At 72.2% G+C, this 14,192-nt stretch carries 7 protein-coding genes; 3 read left to right on the top strand and 4 right to left on the bottom strand.

Annotation, left to right across the window (positions count from 1 at the left end):
- Positions 1-110 precede the first annotated feature (110 nt).
- Both CLV67_RS53415 and CLV67_RS18320 read right to left on the bottom strand, forming a co-directional pair.
- Positions 111-5,933 (bottom strand): MMPL family transporter, encoded by a 5,823-nt coding sequence (locus tag CLV67_RS53415; protein WP_239166390.1) that lies wholly within the window; start codon positions 5,931-5,933, stop codon positions 111-113.
- An 82-nt stretch (positions 5,934-6,015) separates the two neighbouring features.
- The gene (locus tag CLV67_RS18320; RefSeq protein WP_146169219.1) at positions 6,016-6,789 is read right to left on the bottom strand and encodes a hypothetical protein; all 774 of its coding nucleotides are present in this window, start codon (positions 6,787-6,789) and stop codon (positions 6,016-6,018) included.
- Positions 6,790-6,989: 200 nt separating this feature from the next.
- Between CLV67_RS18320 and CLV67_RS18315 the strand changes: the two genes are divergently transcribed.
- Positions 6,990-7,508: an FKBP-type peptidyl-prolyl cis-trans isomerase gene (locus CLV67_RS18315; protein WP_106319929.1), complete on the top strand. Its 519-nt coding sequence runs from the start codon at positions 6,990-6,992 to the stop codon at positions 7,506-7,508.
- A 6-nt stretch (positions 7,509-7,514) separates the two neighbouring features.
- On the opposite strand, the gene yaaA is transcribed toward CLV67_RS18315, so the two are convergent.
- Both yaaA and CLV67_RS18305 read right to left on the bottom strand, forming a co-directional pair.
- Entirely contained in the window at positions 7,515-8,312 is a 798-nt protein-coding gene (gene yaaA / locus CLV67_RS18310; RefSeq protein WP_106319927.1) for a peroxide stress protein YaaA, read from the bottom strand.
- 9 nt (positions 8,313-8,321) lie between these two features.
- Positions 8,322-10,055, bottom strand: a complete 1,734-nt coding sequence (locus CLV67_RS18305; protein ID WP_106320537.1) for a copper resistance CopC/CopD family protein — start codon at positions 10,053-10,055, stop codon at positions 8,322-8,324.
- A gap of 100 nt (positions 10,056-10,155) precedes the next feature.
- Here CLV67_RS18305 and pgm point away from each other — a divergent pair, with 100 nt between their 5' ends.
- Together pgm and CLV67_RS18295 are read left to right on the top strand one after the other, a co-directional pair.
- Complete coding sequence (pgm, locus tag CLV67_RS18300; RefSeq protein ID WP_106319925.1) at positions 10,156-11,781, top strand: phosphoglucomutase (alpha-D-glucose-1,6-bisphosphate-dependent); 1,626 nt, start codon at positions 10,156-10,158, stop codon at positions 11,779-11,781.
- A gap of 85 nt (positions 11,782-11,866) precedes the next feature.
- Entirely contained in the window at positions 11,867-14,176 is a 2,310-nt protein-coding gene (locus CLV67_RS18295) for a putative bifunctional diguanylate cyclase/phosphodiesterase (protein ID WP_106319923.1), read from the top strand.
- The last annotated feature ends 16 nt before the right edge of the window (positions 14,177-14,192 follow it).

The raw sequence follows: 14,192 nt of genomic DNA, 5'->3' as shown, positions 1-14,192 counted from the left end.
CTGTTCCCTACCCGCACGCACTGTACTTCCGGCGGCGCCCGGGCCCATCGGCGGTCCTGTCGGCCGCCGGGCGCCGCCGTCGAGCATCCGATCCGCTCATTCGATCAGCTTCAGTGCGCCGGGTCGGGGTCCTGCTCCTCCGAGGCGGGCTCCTGACCCGTGCGTGCCGTCCCCGGGTGGTCGGCCAGGGAGGCCGGGCGGCGGGTCTGCCGGTCGTACGGGTGCTCGCCCGACCCACCCGCCCACGACGGCCCGCCGTTCGCCGGGCGCCGGGTAGCGCGCCCGTGTTCCGGCAGATGATCGGCGAGAGTCGACGGGCGCACCGTGCCCCGCAGCCGGTCGTCCAGCGTCTCCGGGCGGCGGCCACGAAGGTAGTCGGGCTCGTTCCGGTCGGTCTTCTCGGTGGCCGGTGTGTCGCCGGCGGCGGGGTCGCCACCGGTGGGCTGGCCTCCGGACGCGGGCTCGTCCGCGGCTGCGGGGTTGTCGCCGCTCAGCCACTCGTCGAGGGTTCGCGGACGGCGTTCGCTGCCGGCCGGGCTGACCGGGGCGTCCTCCAGAGTTCGTGGCCGGGAGACCGGCGCGTCCTCCAGGCTCTGCGGCCGGTGGGCCGGCGCCGGATCGGCGGCGGCCGTGCTGCCCAGCCACTCGTCGAGTGTCTGCGGGCGGCGGGCCGGTTCCGGCTCTCCGGTGGAGTGTGAGGCCGTGGCCGCGAGAGGCCGCGGGACGGCTGCGGAGTCCGGGGTGACCGTCGTGGTGTCTGTCTCGCGGATGGTGTCAGCGGCCACGTCAGCCGCCGGCGATCCGGGGAACTCGCCGGCTGTCGGCTCGGTCGTATCGGCGGGTTCCCAGAACCCGGGGGAGACGGGTCCGGACGCCGGCTCCGGTGCCTCGGGGGTCGCCTCTTCGGTCTCGGCGGAGTCGGACGCGGCTTCGAACGGTTCGGCCGGCTCCTGGGCCGGCGTCTCGTTCAGCGTGGCGGTCGCCGATTCGCTGGACGCCTTGGACGGTGCCTCGCTCACGGCGTCAGCAGGCGTTTCGACGCCCTGCTCGGTCGCCGGGCTCCCGGTGGCCGAGTCGTCACGGTGTGCCGAGGCCGCGGAGTAGGGCGCTTCCTCGTTCAGGGACGGGGATTCGGCAGGTTCCGCCGGGGTGGAGAGGGCCTGGTGGTCGACGTCTTCGGAGGTGGTGAAGCCGGCGTCCTGACTGGTCGGCTCCGCTTCCCGGCGGCCGTGGCCGGGCTCGGCGGCCGGGTGGGCCTCCGGAAGCGCGGCCGGGGCCGGGCCGGCGGTGGGCTTGTCCGTCTCCGCCGGGCGGGCGGGGAGATCGGCCAGGCTCTGGGGCCGGTCTCGCCGGGCGGCGGGACTCACCGGAGCAGGCAGATCACCGAGGCTTTCCGGACGCATGGCGACAGGAGATGTGGCCGGTGCCGGCGGACTGGCGGCGAGCAGATCGTCGAGAGTCTGCGGACGCTGCCGGCCCACACGTTCGGGCTGTGGGTGCGGCAGGTCGGCGACGGGCTTCGTGGCCTGGCCCTCCGACGCGGCCGGGAACGCGCCGAAGCGGTCCAGCCAAGGGAACGGATCGGGTTCGGCGAGATTGGCCAGGCGGGGGTCGGCGCGCCACGAGAACGGGTCCTGATCCGCTTCGTCCGGACTGGAAGCTGTGGCACTGCCGGCGGGCGTTGCGGAGTGTCCGGCCTCGGGTTCGTGGCTCGCAGGCTCGTAACGGGTCGCGGCCTCATGACGAATCGCCGGCTCGTCACGGACTACCGGCTCGTGACGGAAGGCCGGCTCACGGATCACCGGCTCGTCGCGGGTCACCGGCTCGTCGCGGATTACCGGCTCGTCACGGGTAACCGGTTCGTGACGGGTAACCGGTTCATGACGGGTAACCGGCTCGTGACGGATTTCAGGCTTGTCACGGGTTGCCGGCTCGTCGCCGGTCTCTGTGAAGCTGCTCCACGCCGCATCGAAGGAGGCGGAGGCCGCGGACCCGAACAGCGCCGCTTCGGCGGTCTCGAAGGCTGTGGGAGCTTCGGGCCGCCCGGGTTCCGCGGTGGGTGTGAAGCCCGCGGCCTGAGCCGGAGAATCGGCGGCCTGGATGGCGTCGTCGGCTCCCGGGAATGCCGAACCGCTACCCGCGTAGGCCGTCGGCTCGATGCGGTCCTGGGGGGTGTCGGCGATGACCGGTTCGTTGTCCGCCCGGCCCTGAGCAGCGACCTCGGGCACAGCGTGGGCGGTGAGGCCCGCCGCGCTTTCCGCGGGAGGGTCGAGCGTGGCGGCCTCGGCCGTCTCAGCGGCCGGGTCCAGCGTGCTGGCGGGGGCCGTCACCTCGGCCGGGTCCAGCGTGGCGGCCGGGGCCGTTTCCTCGGCCGGGTCCAGCGTGGCCGCCGGAACCGTCTCCTCGGCCGGGACCGTCTCGTCAGCCGGGTCGAGCGTGGCCGCCCGGACCGTCTCCTCGGTGAACAGACCGGTGTAGACCGTAGCCGAGAAGATCGATGGTTCCGCGGACCAGGTGGCCGTCTCCGGGGTGGCGGAATCGGCCCCGTCGGCCGATGGTGTGGCAGGTTCGGCCGTCGGGGCGGGGACCTCGTCAGCCGATGTTCCGGCAGTCGAGCCCGTCCCGGCGTCCGAAGACGTCCCCGCGTCCAGGGACCAGCCGGTGTCGAATGACGTGTCGGTGTCCAAGGACGTCCCGGCGTCGGAGGAGGTCCTGGCGCCGGAGGACGTCTCGGCATCCAAGGACGTCTCGGCATCGGAGGACCAGCCGCCGTCCAGTGGCGAGCCTGCGTCGGCGAGTGCGTCGGTCCCGGTGGAGCCGGCGGCCGGATCCTCACCGATGAAGTCCACCGGGAGATCGCCGGTGACAGGGAAGGACCCCGAGACGCCGCCAGGGACGGAGAGCGCGGAGTCACCGACGGAGCCGTCAGACGCCCCGATGACGGTCTCGCTGCTGGACAGGGCGTCATCGTCGGAGCCTGACGCGTCCGAGGACCCGGCGAGCGCGGCATCGTAGGCGGGCGCGGTGGCTGAGGAGGCGGACGCGGTGGCTGAGGAGGCGGACGCGGTGGCTGAGGAGGCGGACGTGGTGGCTGAGGGAGGCGCGGCGGCTGAAGAAGCGGAGGAGGCGGACGCGGCGGCTGAAGATGCGGAGGCAGCGACCGACGAGTCGGACGCCGTGACCGACGATTCCGACGCCGTGACCGACGATTCCGGGGAGCCGGCGGCCTCGTCAGGCGCAGGCGAGGCGGAAACGCTGGAGTCCGGCAGGTGCAGCACCTGAGTCACCGACGCGTCGCCGGCCGCCTGGGAAGTGGCCTCCGAATCCCCAGGCAGACGCAGAACGTGGGTCGCGGCCGGATCCAGGCCATCGCCGGACGACTGCTTCTCATTGTCCCCGGACTCAGGATCCGGCTTGGTGATCTCGACGCCGGCGGCCAGCGTCGCCTCCACCTCGGCCCAGAGATCCTCGGAAGTGACGGCTCCCGGCGAGGACGAGGACGGCGAAGGGGAGGAGGCATCCGGATCACGATGGCGTCCGGGGCCTTCGGGCACATCTGGCTCCGCAGAACCGGGAGAATCCGTACCGCCGGAGGAAAGGGAACGCTCCGGAAGAAGACCGCCCGCCCGGACCGCCGCCCCCTCCTTCTCGGAGAGGTAGTCGAGGACCGCGTCGTAGTCGAGGACGACCGTGCTGGACACCTCGGCATCGCCGGAAGGAGAGCCGCCCGAGCCGGAGGTCAGCGCGGCCTGCGCCGGAGCCGCCGGAAGGGCCCGGGCCAGCAGCGTCCCGTCGAGGACGGTGGTCTCCTCGAACGACGGGTCCACCGGACGCCACGCGTGCCGTCCGGAGGCCTCCTCCTCGCCCGCGTACTCGGCGAGGCCGGCCTTCTCCTGGAGACGCCGCAGCGGGCCCGGTGCCCACCAGGCGGCGTCGCCGAGGACGGCGAGCACGGCGGGTACGAGCAGCACGCGCACGACGGTGGCGTCCAGCACCAGCGCGATGATCATGCCGACGCCGATGAACCGCATGGTGGTGACCGACGACAGGGAGAACGCGCCGGTCACGACGATGAGCAGCAGCGCCGCGGCGCTGATGACCCGGCCGGTGCGGGTCAGGCCGATCGTCACGGCCTGGTGGGTGGTGGCGCCCCGCAGCCGGGCCTCGACCATGCGGGAGAGCAGGAACACCTCGTAGTCGGTGGAGAGGCCGAAGACGACGGCCGCCATCAGCACGACGATGCCGGCCTCCAGCGGGGTCGGCGTGACGTCGAGCAGGGACGCGCCGTGGCCCTCCTGGAAGATCCAGACGAGGATGCCGAAGGTCGCGGTGAGGCTGAGCGCGCTCATCACGACCGCCTTGATCGGCAGCAGGATGGAGCCGAACGCCAGGAACATCAGCACCAGGGTCGCCCCGGCGAGCAGGCCGATCATGAGGGGGAGCTCGGCGCCGATGGCTTCGAGGCTGTCGACGTTACGGGCCGTGACGCCGCCGACGAGGACCGTGGTGCCGGCGGGCGCCTCGAGGGCGCGCAGCGCGTCGACGGTGTCGCGGGCCTCGTCGCTGAACATGTCGGTGCTCTTCAGATCGGCGGTCAGGACGACAACGTCCTTGCCGTTGCCGCCGGTGGTGGTCACGGACTCGACGCCGGCGATCTTGGCGACGGCCTCGCTGAACGCCTTGACGTCCGGCTTGTCGCCGACGTCGGCGGCCCGCACGACGACCTGTACGCCGTCCGAGCTGAACTGCGGGTAGTCGGCCTTGAGCGTCTCGATCGCGACCCGGGACGGGTCACCGGCCGGCAGCTGCCGTTCGTCGTTCTCACCGAAGCGGGCGCCCGCGATCGGCAGGGCGAGGACCACGAGAGCGGCGAGGATGGGTACGGCCACGAGCACCGGACGCCGCAGCACCCGTCCCGCGAGCCGCTCCCAGCCGCCGCCCTCACCGCGGGAGAAGCGGGGCAGCCGGATCGGGACCAGGTCGACGCGCGGGCCGAGGACCGCGAGCAGCGCCGGCAGCAGGGTCAGCGACAGGACCATCGCCAGGAAGACGGCCGCGAGCCCGCCGTACGCCAGGGATTTGAGGAAGTCCTGGGGGAAGAGCAGGAGCCCGGCGAGCGCCGTCATGAGCAGCGTGGCGGAGAAGACGACGGTGCGCCCGGCGGTGGCCACGGTACGGCGGACCGCCTCGGCCGTGTCGTGGACGGCCTGTTCCTCCCGGAACCGGCCGACCATGAACAGGCCGTAGTCGATCGCCATGCCGAGGCCGAGAAGGCTGGCCACGTTGATCGCGAACGAGTTGACCTCGTGGGTCAGCGCGACGGCGTGCAGCACACCGAGCGAGCCGAGCACGGCCGCGCCGCCGACCAGCACCGGCAGCGACGCCGCGACCAGCGAGCCGAAGATGACCAGCAGCAGGACCAGGACGATCGGCAGCGACACCATCTCGGCGAAGGCCAGGTCGTCGGTGGACCGCTCGGACGAGGCATGGCTGAGCGGGATGCCGCCGGCCAGCTGCACCTGCGCGCCGGGAACCGCGAGGTCGCCCTCGATCTCGCGGTACGACTCCATCTTGGCGGCGTCGTCCTCGCCGGCGAGGGTGATGACCGCGACCGCGCTGGACTTGTCCTCGGCGGCGAACGCCTTCGCCTTGGAGTCCCAGTACGAGCTGTGCGTCTCGACGGCCGACTTGGGCAGCGCCGCGAGGCGTTCCCTGATCCGCTTGGTGAGAGCGGCGTCGTCGATGGTGCCCTGGTCGGGTGTGTAGATGGCGATCACGTCGCCACCCTGGTCACCGGTCGCCTCGGCCACCGTCTCGGCGGCTCTGGCCGACTCGCTCCGTGGGTCGTTGTACCCGCCCTCGGTGAGCTGACCGAACACGCCGAAGCCCCAGATGCCGGATCCGATCACCGCGACGAGCGCGATGATGAGCACCGGCCACCTCAGGCGGGCGACCCGCGATCCCCAGCCCGCGAACACAGGGTTCCCCTTTCCGGATTCACAAGAGTGGAGCAGTTCAGCTCAGGGTCGCGGCCTGGAGGGCCACGCCGCCGCAGTCTTCGTCGAAGGCCGCGTCGGTGATCCACTTGATCGAGATCTTGCCAGTTTCCGACGCACGGTACGAGACGACATAGGCGGTCGTCGCCATCGAATCGCCGCGGCCGGTGAAGAGATCGGTGTATGCCTCGCCGCCGGTGCTGAGTTGCAGGCGCAGACTTCCCCGGGCGTTGATCGCGCCGACGTACAGCTTGAGGGTTCTCGATGCCGTCGTCGCCGGTGCGGAGAGTGTGAACCCGTTGCCGTCTCCGCAGGTCCGGATGCCGCTGGCGACCCCGGAGGAGGAGGCCATCGGCTCGCCGCCGGTCCAGGTGAACCGCTCCGGGCTCGCTGTGTGCCGCTGCCGGGGCTCGCCGGGGGTGCCCTCCAGGATCGCGAAGTTGCCACCGCGGTCGCGCTCCAGCGAGAACCGGCCCTGCTCGCCCCAGTGCACCCAGTCGGCGGTGCCCTCGGAGTCCAGGTCGACGGTCGCGGCGACCGGCACCCGCTCGACGACGATCGAGTCGATCGGTGTCATCGACGGGGACGGGCTGGGGCTCGGCAGCGGGATCGGGACCTGGTCGTCGGTCGGCGCCACCGTCGCGGGGGCGGCCGCGGGGGTGTCGTCGCGGGTCGCGTGGCTGTGGATGACCACGCCGACCGTGATGACGGCGAGCACGCCGGCCAGGATCACGGCGGCCGGTTCCACGTGCTGCCGCCACTGACGCCACCAGCCGGCATCGAGCAGAGGCAAGGATCCTCCAGATCGGGTCGCGGCGGGCAGGGCGCTAAACGATCTCATCTTGTCCGGCCCGGGTGAAGAGGGGGAGGCCGGTCGGGTCCTTACGGCCGATCGCCCACATCGGCGATTCGGGGGAGGTTCTTAACCGCATAGGTCCCGGTTACGAGTAGCGTGTCCGGAGTTTCCGACTCGGCCGACCAGGAGAACCGCGAATGAGCGACACGATCAGGACCACCAGCAAGGGCCGCGGCCAGGCGATAGCCGGGGTGCTCAGCGGCGTGCTCGTCTTCGCCGTACTCGTGGTCGTCTTCTTCGTCGTGCGCAACGACGACGATCCGAAGCCGGTGCCGGCCGCCGCGCCCGCCACCGTGGCCGACCCGCTCAGCGTGGAGCCGCAGATCACGACCGGATCCGGCACCCTCACCGAGCTGGTGATCAAGGAGCTGGTGCCGGGCACCGGCGAGGTGGTCAAGGCGGGCCAGACCATCTCGGTCAACTACAAGCTGGTCGGGTACACCTCCGGGGAGGAGATGGACTCGTCCTGGCAGGGCGGCACGTCCAAGCCGATCAGCTTCCAGATCGGCACCGGCCAGCTGATCCAGGGCTGGGACAAGGGCATCCCCGGGCAGAAGGTCGGCAGCCGGATCCAGTTGGACGTGCCGCAGGCCCTCGCCTACGGCCCGGAGAAGGGCGACCTGCGGTTCGTGGTCGACATCCTCTCCGCGAAGTGACCCGACCTACAGCTCGGCCACCACGACGTCGAGCTGCCGGGCCCGGCCGGCCGGCGAGGGTTGTTCCTCGACCGTGAACTTCAGGTCCCGCAGGGCCGTGACCAGCTCGTCCACCGAGTTCGGCGCGGCCTGCTCGGCGGCGAGCGCGCGTACCAGGCGGCCCTTGGTGGCCTTGTTGAAGTGGCTCACCACGGACCGCCTGGCCACGCCGTCGACGATCCGTTCGTGCAGCACCCGCAGCGCGGCGGCCTCCGGGCCGGGCGTCCACATCGCGGCATAGGCCCCGGAGCGCAGATCCAGCACCGGCGTGCCGGCACACGCTTTGTCGAGGGCGGGTTTCAAAGCCTTCTTCCAGTACGCCGTGAGCCCGCCGACCGGTGCGGGCAGGGTGACGCCCACCGAGCAGCGGTACGCCGGAATCCGGTCGCCGAGCCGGACGACGCCCCACAGCCCGGAGAACACCACCACCCGCTCGCCGAGCCAGTTCACGGCGGCCTCGTCCAGCTCCCGGACACCCAGAGCCTCGTAGAGCACCCCGGTGTAGACCTCCGACGCGGGCGCGGCGGGCGCCTCCCGCAGCTCCGCGTTGCGTGCGATCTCGCCCCGCTGACCCTCGCTGAGCCCGAGTACGGCCAGGCTGTCCGCGATCGACCGCGCGCTCGTGCGCCCGCACATCGCGACGAGGCGGTTGAGCACCCGGGTGCGGGCCGTGGCCAGCGACGGCAGCCACAGCGACGCCGGATCGACGGGGGAGCCGCCGGTGGCGGGGGTCTTGCCCTCGGAGGGCGGGAGCAGGATGAGCACGCCGGAACCTTACTTCCCGACGGTCACCGTGGTTTTCACGGACGCGCGGTCGATCTCGCTGGTCCTGATGGTGAAGACGACCTCGTACGTGCCCGGCAGCGGGAAGGCGATCGAGCCGAGCGCCTGGTTGCCCGGCAGGATGCCGGCCATCGGGTGCTTGACGGCCTCCAGCGCCGGGTCGAGCAGCCGCGCCGTCACCTCCCACTCCTCGGCCTGCAGCGGTGCCCCGTCCGGCCGGTAGAGGAACGCGTGCACCGTGTTGTACTCGCCCAGCTCGACCGGGTAGATGTTGAACTGCACCGTGTAGATGTTGCTGGACAGCGTCTCGGAGACGCCCTTCGCGCTGATCGCGGCCTGTTTGGCGGCGGCGCTGCGACCCGGGTCGACCTGCACCAGCACCGCGCTCAGCGCCAGGATCACCACGCTGGCGACCACCTCGACGGCGACCGTGCGGCGCAGTCCGCGCCCGTTGCGGGCGCTGTTCACCATCCGCCGGGCACCGGCCGCGGCGCCCAGGATCACGGTGAGGATGCCGAGCTTGACCAGCAGCAGCCGCCCGTAACCGGTCTGCCAGAGCGCCGGCAGCGAGCCGAGCTGGATGACGGCCTGCACCGCACCGGCCATCACCAGCCAGATCACTGCGAGCGCCGCCCATCGCGACCACACCGGCAGGATCACCCCGAGCACCCGCTCGTGCGTGCGGCGCAGCAGGAAGACGGTCAGGGTGACGAGGCCGCCGAGCCACGCCGCCATGGCGGCCATGTGCACGATCCCGGCCGCGACGGTCACGGCGGGCAGCGGCACGGCGATCGCGTGGCCGGTCAGCGGCCAGGTCGCCAGCCCGGCGGCGGAGACGGCCAGGACGGCGGCCGCCCGCGGACGGCTCCGGCCGGGCGTCGGCTGCGGCGCGGCCGGCGCTGTCACCGGTCCGGTCTCGGCGACAGGTGCTCCGGCACCGACCAGGACGGCGGCGGGCACGCTCCGCGGCACGGTCACGGCACGTCGTGGGCGGCGCAGCAGAGGCGGCAGCAGTACGGCCAGAGCGCCCACCAACGTGAGCCGGGCCACCAGCAGCAACCCGTACTGACTGGTGAGCACCTCGGTGAACTCGGCCCCCGACAGCTGCCAGATGGGCGCGCCGGAGCCCTGCTGGGCCTGGGTGCCGAGCGCGCCGAGGGTCGCCGCTGCGGTCAGCGCCAGCCCGATCCGGATCATCCGCAGCGCCCCGCCCCGGGGGCGCCGGCGCGGCCACAGGAACGCCAGGAACAGCGCGGGACCGGCGATCAGCGTGACTCCGGCGTACCCGATGGTCTTCAGAACCGGCACCGCCCCCGCCACCGAGGGATGCGGCCCGGTGATCGCGGCGGGTTCCTCGGGGCGTGCCGAGGGCGCGCCGACCGAGAAGGTGATCGCGCCGCCGACCGGGTGGCTGTCGGCCGAGATGACCCGGAAGCTGATCAGGTAGGTGCCGAGCGGCTTCGTCGCCTTGCGCACCGGGATGCGCACCACGTTGCCCTCGACCGTGGCCGCCCCCGAGATCCGCTCGCCGTCCGGGGCGATCACCTGGACCCGGCCGCTGACCGGGCTGACCGGTTCGCTGAACGTCACGGTGACCTCGGAGGGCGAGGCGCCGATCACACTTCCCGGCGCCGGGCTCGAGCCGACGGTCGCGGCGTGCGCGGCGGCAGGCGCGGCGGGCAGCGCGAGAGTGGTGGTCAGCAGGACGAACAGTACGAGGAGCACCCGGGTCACATGGGGTAGTTCGTATCCACGCGGGGAAAGGTTCAAGGTGGCCGTGTGGATACGATCCGTCACAGCCCCATCCGCCACCGAGGAGGCCGTAATGTCCGTCCACCCCCGTGCCGGCCGGCCTGCCGGACCGGACGACCTGATCGACGTGCCGAAGGTCGTCTCGCGTTACTACACGGACCACCCGGACCCGGCCGAGGCGGGGCAGCGGGTCGCGTTCGGCACCTCCGGGCACCGCGGGTCGAGCCTGCGGACCGCGTTCAACGAGGATCACATCGCGGCGACCAGCCAGGCCATCGTCGAGTACCGCCGGGATCAGGGCACCACGGGCCCGCTCTTCCTCGGCCGCGACACGCACGCGCTCAGCGAGCCCGCGATGATCACCGCTCTGGAGGTGTTCGCCGCCAACGACGTGACCGTGCTGATCGACGACCGTGACGGCTATACGCCGACCCCGGCGCTCTCGCACGCGATCCTGCGGTGGAACCGGTCGAACACTGCGCAGGCCGACGGTGTCGTGGTCACGCCGTCGCACAACCCGCCGGACGACGGCGGCTTCAAGTACAACCCGCCGAACGGCGGGCCGGCCGACACCGACGCCACCCGGTGGATCCAGGACCGGGCCAACGCGCTGATCGCCGCGGGTCTCAAGGAGGTCCGGCGGACCGCGCGCCCGACGGCCACGGAGAGGTACGACTACCTCGGCACCTACGTCGACGACCTGCCCTCGGTGATCGACGTGGAGGCGATCCGCGCCGCCGGGATCCGCATCGGCGCCGATCCGCTGGGCGGGGCCAGCGTGGCGTACTGGGGTGAGATCGCGAGCCGGCACGGGCTGGACCTGACCGTCGTGAACCCGCGGGTCGATCCGGCGTTCGGGTTCATGACGCTGGACTGGGACGGCAAGATCCGGATGGACTGCTCCTCGGCGTACGCGATGGCCTCGCTGATCGAGCGCCGCGACGCCTTCCAGATCTCCACCGGCAACGACGCCGACGCCGACCGCCACGGCATCGTCACGCCTGACGCCGGCCTGATGAACCCCAACCACTACCTGGCCGTCGCCATCGCCTACCTCTACAAAGCCCGTGACGGCTGGCCCTCCGGAGCCGGGATCGGCAAGACCCTGGTCTCGTCGTCGATGATCGACCGGGTCGCCGCCGACCTGGGCCGCCGCCTCGACGAGGTGCCGGTCGGCTTCAAGTGGTTCGTGCCCGGCCTGCTCGACGGCTCGATCGGTTTCGGCGGCGAGGAGAGCGCCGGGGCGTCGTTCCTGCGGCGTGACGGCGGCGCGTGGAGCACCGACAAGGACGGGCTCATCCTCGACCTGCTGGCCTCCGAGATCCTGGCGGTCACCGGCAGGACTCCCAGCGAGCACTACCGGGAGCTGACCGCCCGCTTCGGCGAGCCCGCCTACGCGCGGATCGACGCGCCGGCCACCCCCGCCGAGAAGGCGGTGCTCGGCAAGCTGTCGCCGTCGCAGGTGACCGCGTCGTCACTGGCCGGGGAGCCGATCACCGACGTGCTGACCAGCGCGCCCGCCAACGGCGCGGCGATCGGCGGGCTCAAGGTGGTGACCGGGTCCGGCTGGTTCGCGGCCCGCCCGTCCGGCACCGAGGACGTCTACAAGATCTACGCCGAGTCGTTCCACGGGCCGGAGCACCTGGCCCGCATCCAGGAGGAGGCCCGGGCTGTGGTCTCCGCCGCCCTCTCCGGCTGACCGTTCGTCTCAGGTCGCGAGCTCCCGGGCCGACAGTCTTCACGACAGGGAGACGCGCCTAGATGAGCAGGAGCCGTACGACCCGATGACCGAACCCGAGACCGCCGCCGGTGCGCCCCGGCTCCGAGCCGGGGGCCTGGCCCCCGTGCTGGTGGCCGTCTGGGCGAACATCGGAGTCCTGGTCTGGTTGCTGATCCGCGGCGCCGAGGAGGTGTTCCTCGGCTACGTGGGCGGCCCGATCGCTCTGGCCGCCGGCGCGTTCGCCTGCCAGCGGATCGCCCGGGTCGTGCAGCTGCCCCGGCCGGTGCGCGCCTTCTGGCGCCGTCTCGAACACGCGGCGATCTGCCTGGCGGTCACCGCGGTCGTGGCGCTGGTGCGGGCCAACAACAACACCGGCATGTCGCTGTGGGTCGCCGTGCCCATGATGTTCGGCCTCCTGCTGCTGATCGCCGCGTTCCTCGGCCTGCCCGGGCCGCGCCGCACCGCGGCCGGGTGGCTGCGGGCGGTGCTCGACACGTTCACCATCGCGGTCGCCAGCGCCCTCATCTTCTGGTACGTCGTGTTCGACCTCGCCCCCGCCGGCACCTCGCTGTCGGCCCGTGCGGTGGCCGCGGGCGTCGGCGTCGGCGGCGTCCTGCTGCTGGTCGTCGTGGGCAAGGCCGCGTCCGCGCCGGAGTCGGTCGTCGACGGTGGCGCGCTGCGCGTACTCACCACCGGCCCGATCACCTGTGTCGCCGGGACCGCCCTGCTGATCGCCGGCGACGACCGGTCGCGTCTGGCGCTGTCGGTGCTGGCCCTGCCGATGACCGGCGCCGCCATGTGCATCGCCGCCCACCTGCAGCGGCGGGCCCTGATCCGGCCGGCCGCGCGGGCGAGTGCCTTCGCCGGCCGGTCGCTGTTCAACCTGCTGCCGTTCGCCGCGCTCACCGCCACCACCGGCCTGGTCGTCAGCGTCAGCTCCCAGCACATGACCGGCCGCCAGCGCGTGGTGATCATCGGCGCGCTGCTGATCGCCGGCTGTGTCGTCGCCCGGCAACTGCTCAGCCTCCGGGAGAACACCGTCGCCCTGCGCGGCATCCGCGTCCAGCAGGCCGAACTGGAGCGCCTCGCGCTCAGCGACGGCCTCACCGGGCTGCCCAACCGGGCCCGTTTCCTGGTCATGCTCGGCGAACGCCTCGACGCCCACCGGCCGGCCGCCGCGCTGCTGATCGACGTCGACGACTTCAAGATGATCAACGATACGATCGGCCCGGCCGCCGGCGATCAGCTGCTCTTCCAGGTGTCGCAGCGGCTCAGCCAGCGGTGCGTGACCGGCGAGATCCCGGCCCGGCTCGGCGGCGACGAGTTCGCCGTGCTGCTGCCGGTCGACGATCCCGACGAGGCGGAGGCCGCCGGCAACCGGCTGCTGCTCGCCCTCGCCGACCCGTTCCGTGTCGGCGACCAGCAGCTGCTGCTGCACGGCAGCGCCGGCATCGCGATCGCCGATACCGGTGAGGGCGCCGACGAGGTGCTGCGCAACGCCGATATCGCCATGTACGAGGCCAAGGGCAGCGGCAAGGCGTCCCTGGTCCGGTTCGAGCCGCGGATGCGGCAGGACGTGGTCAACCACGCCCGGATGGCCAGCGAACTGCGCAACGCCATCATCCGCGGGGAGCTGCGGCTGCTCTACCAACCCGTGTTCGATCTGGTCACCGGTCGGCTGCACGGCTGTGAAGCGCTGGTGCGCTGGCAGCACCCGGAGCGCGGGTTCGTCTCGCCCGGCGACTTCATCCCGGTCGCCGAGCGGTCCGGCCTCATCGTGCCGCTCGGCGCGTGGGTGCTGCGTGAGGCGTGCGAGCAGCTGGCCCGCTGGCGTGCCGAGTACGGCGCCGGCGCGGTCGAGGCGGTCAACGTCAACGTGGCGGTCCGTCAGCTGCGCGAGGCCGGGTTCGTCGACGAGGTCGCCGCCGTGCTCAGTGACACCGGGCTGACCTCGCGCAACATCATCCTCGAGGTCACCGAGTCGTCGGTCGTCGACGGCTGGCAGGTGCAGGAGACCCTGCAGGCGCTGCACGAGATGGGCGTACGGCTGGCGCTCGACGACTTCGGCACCGGTCAGTCGTCGCTCAGCCTGCTACGGGCCTTCCCGGTGGACGTGCTGAAGCTCGACAAGTCGTTCGTCGACGGCATCGCCGACGGCGCGGACCGGGGCCGCCTCGCGGTCGCCGCCGCGGTCGCCCAGCTGGCCGAGTACCTCCAGCTGAAGGCGGTCGCCGAGGGCATCGAGAGCCAGGAGCAGGTGGACCGCCTTCGCGACATGGGCTACCGGTACGGTCAGGGCTTCTTCATGGCCAGGCCGCTGCCACCGGCCGAGTGCGGCGCACTGATGGCCGCGGCCCCCGTCCGCGCAGCCTGACGGATTCCATGACGCA

This window comes from Actinoplanes italicus (assembly GCF_003001815.1).
Classification (GTDB): domain Bacteria; phylum Actinomycetota; class Actinomycetes; order Mycobacteriales; family Micromonosporaceae; genus Actinoplanes; species Actinoplanes italicus.
This window is presented reverse-complemented; position numbering and strand designations above follow the sequence as displayed.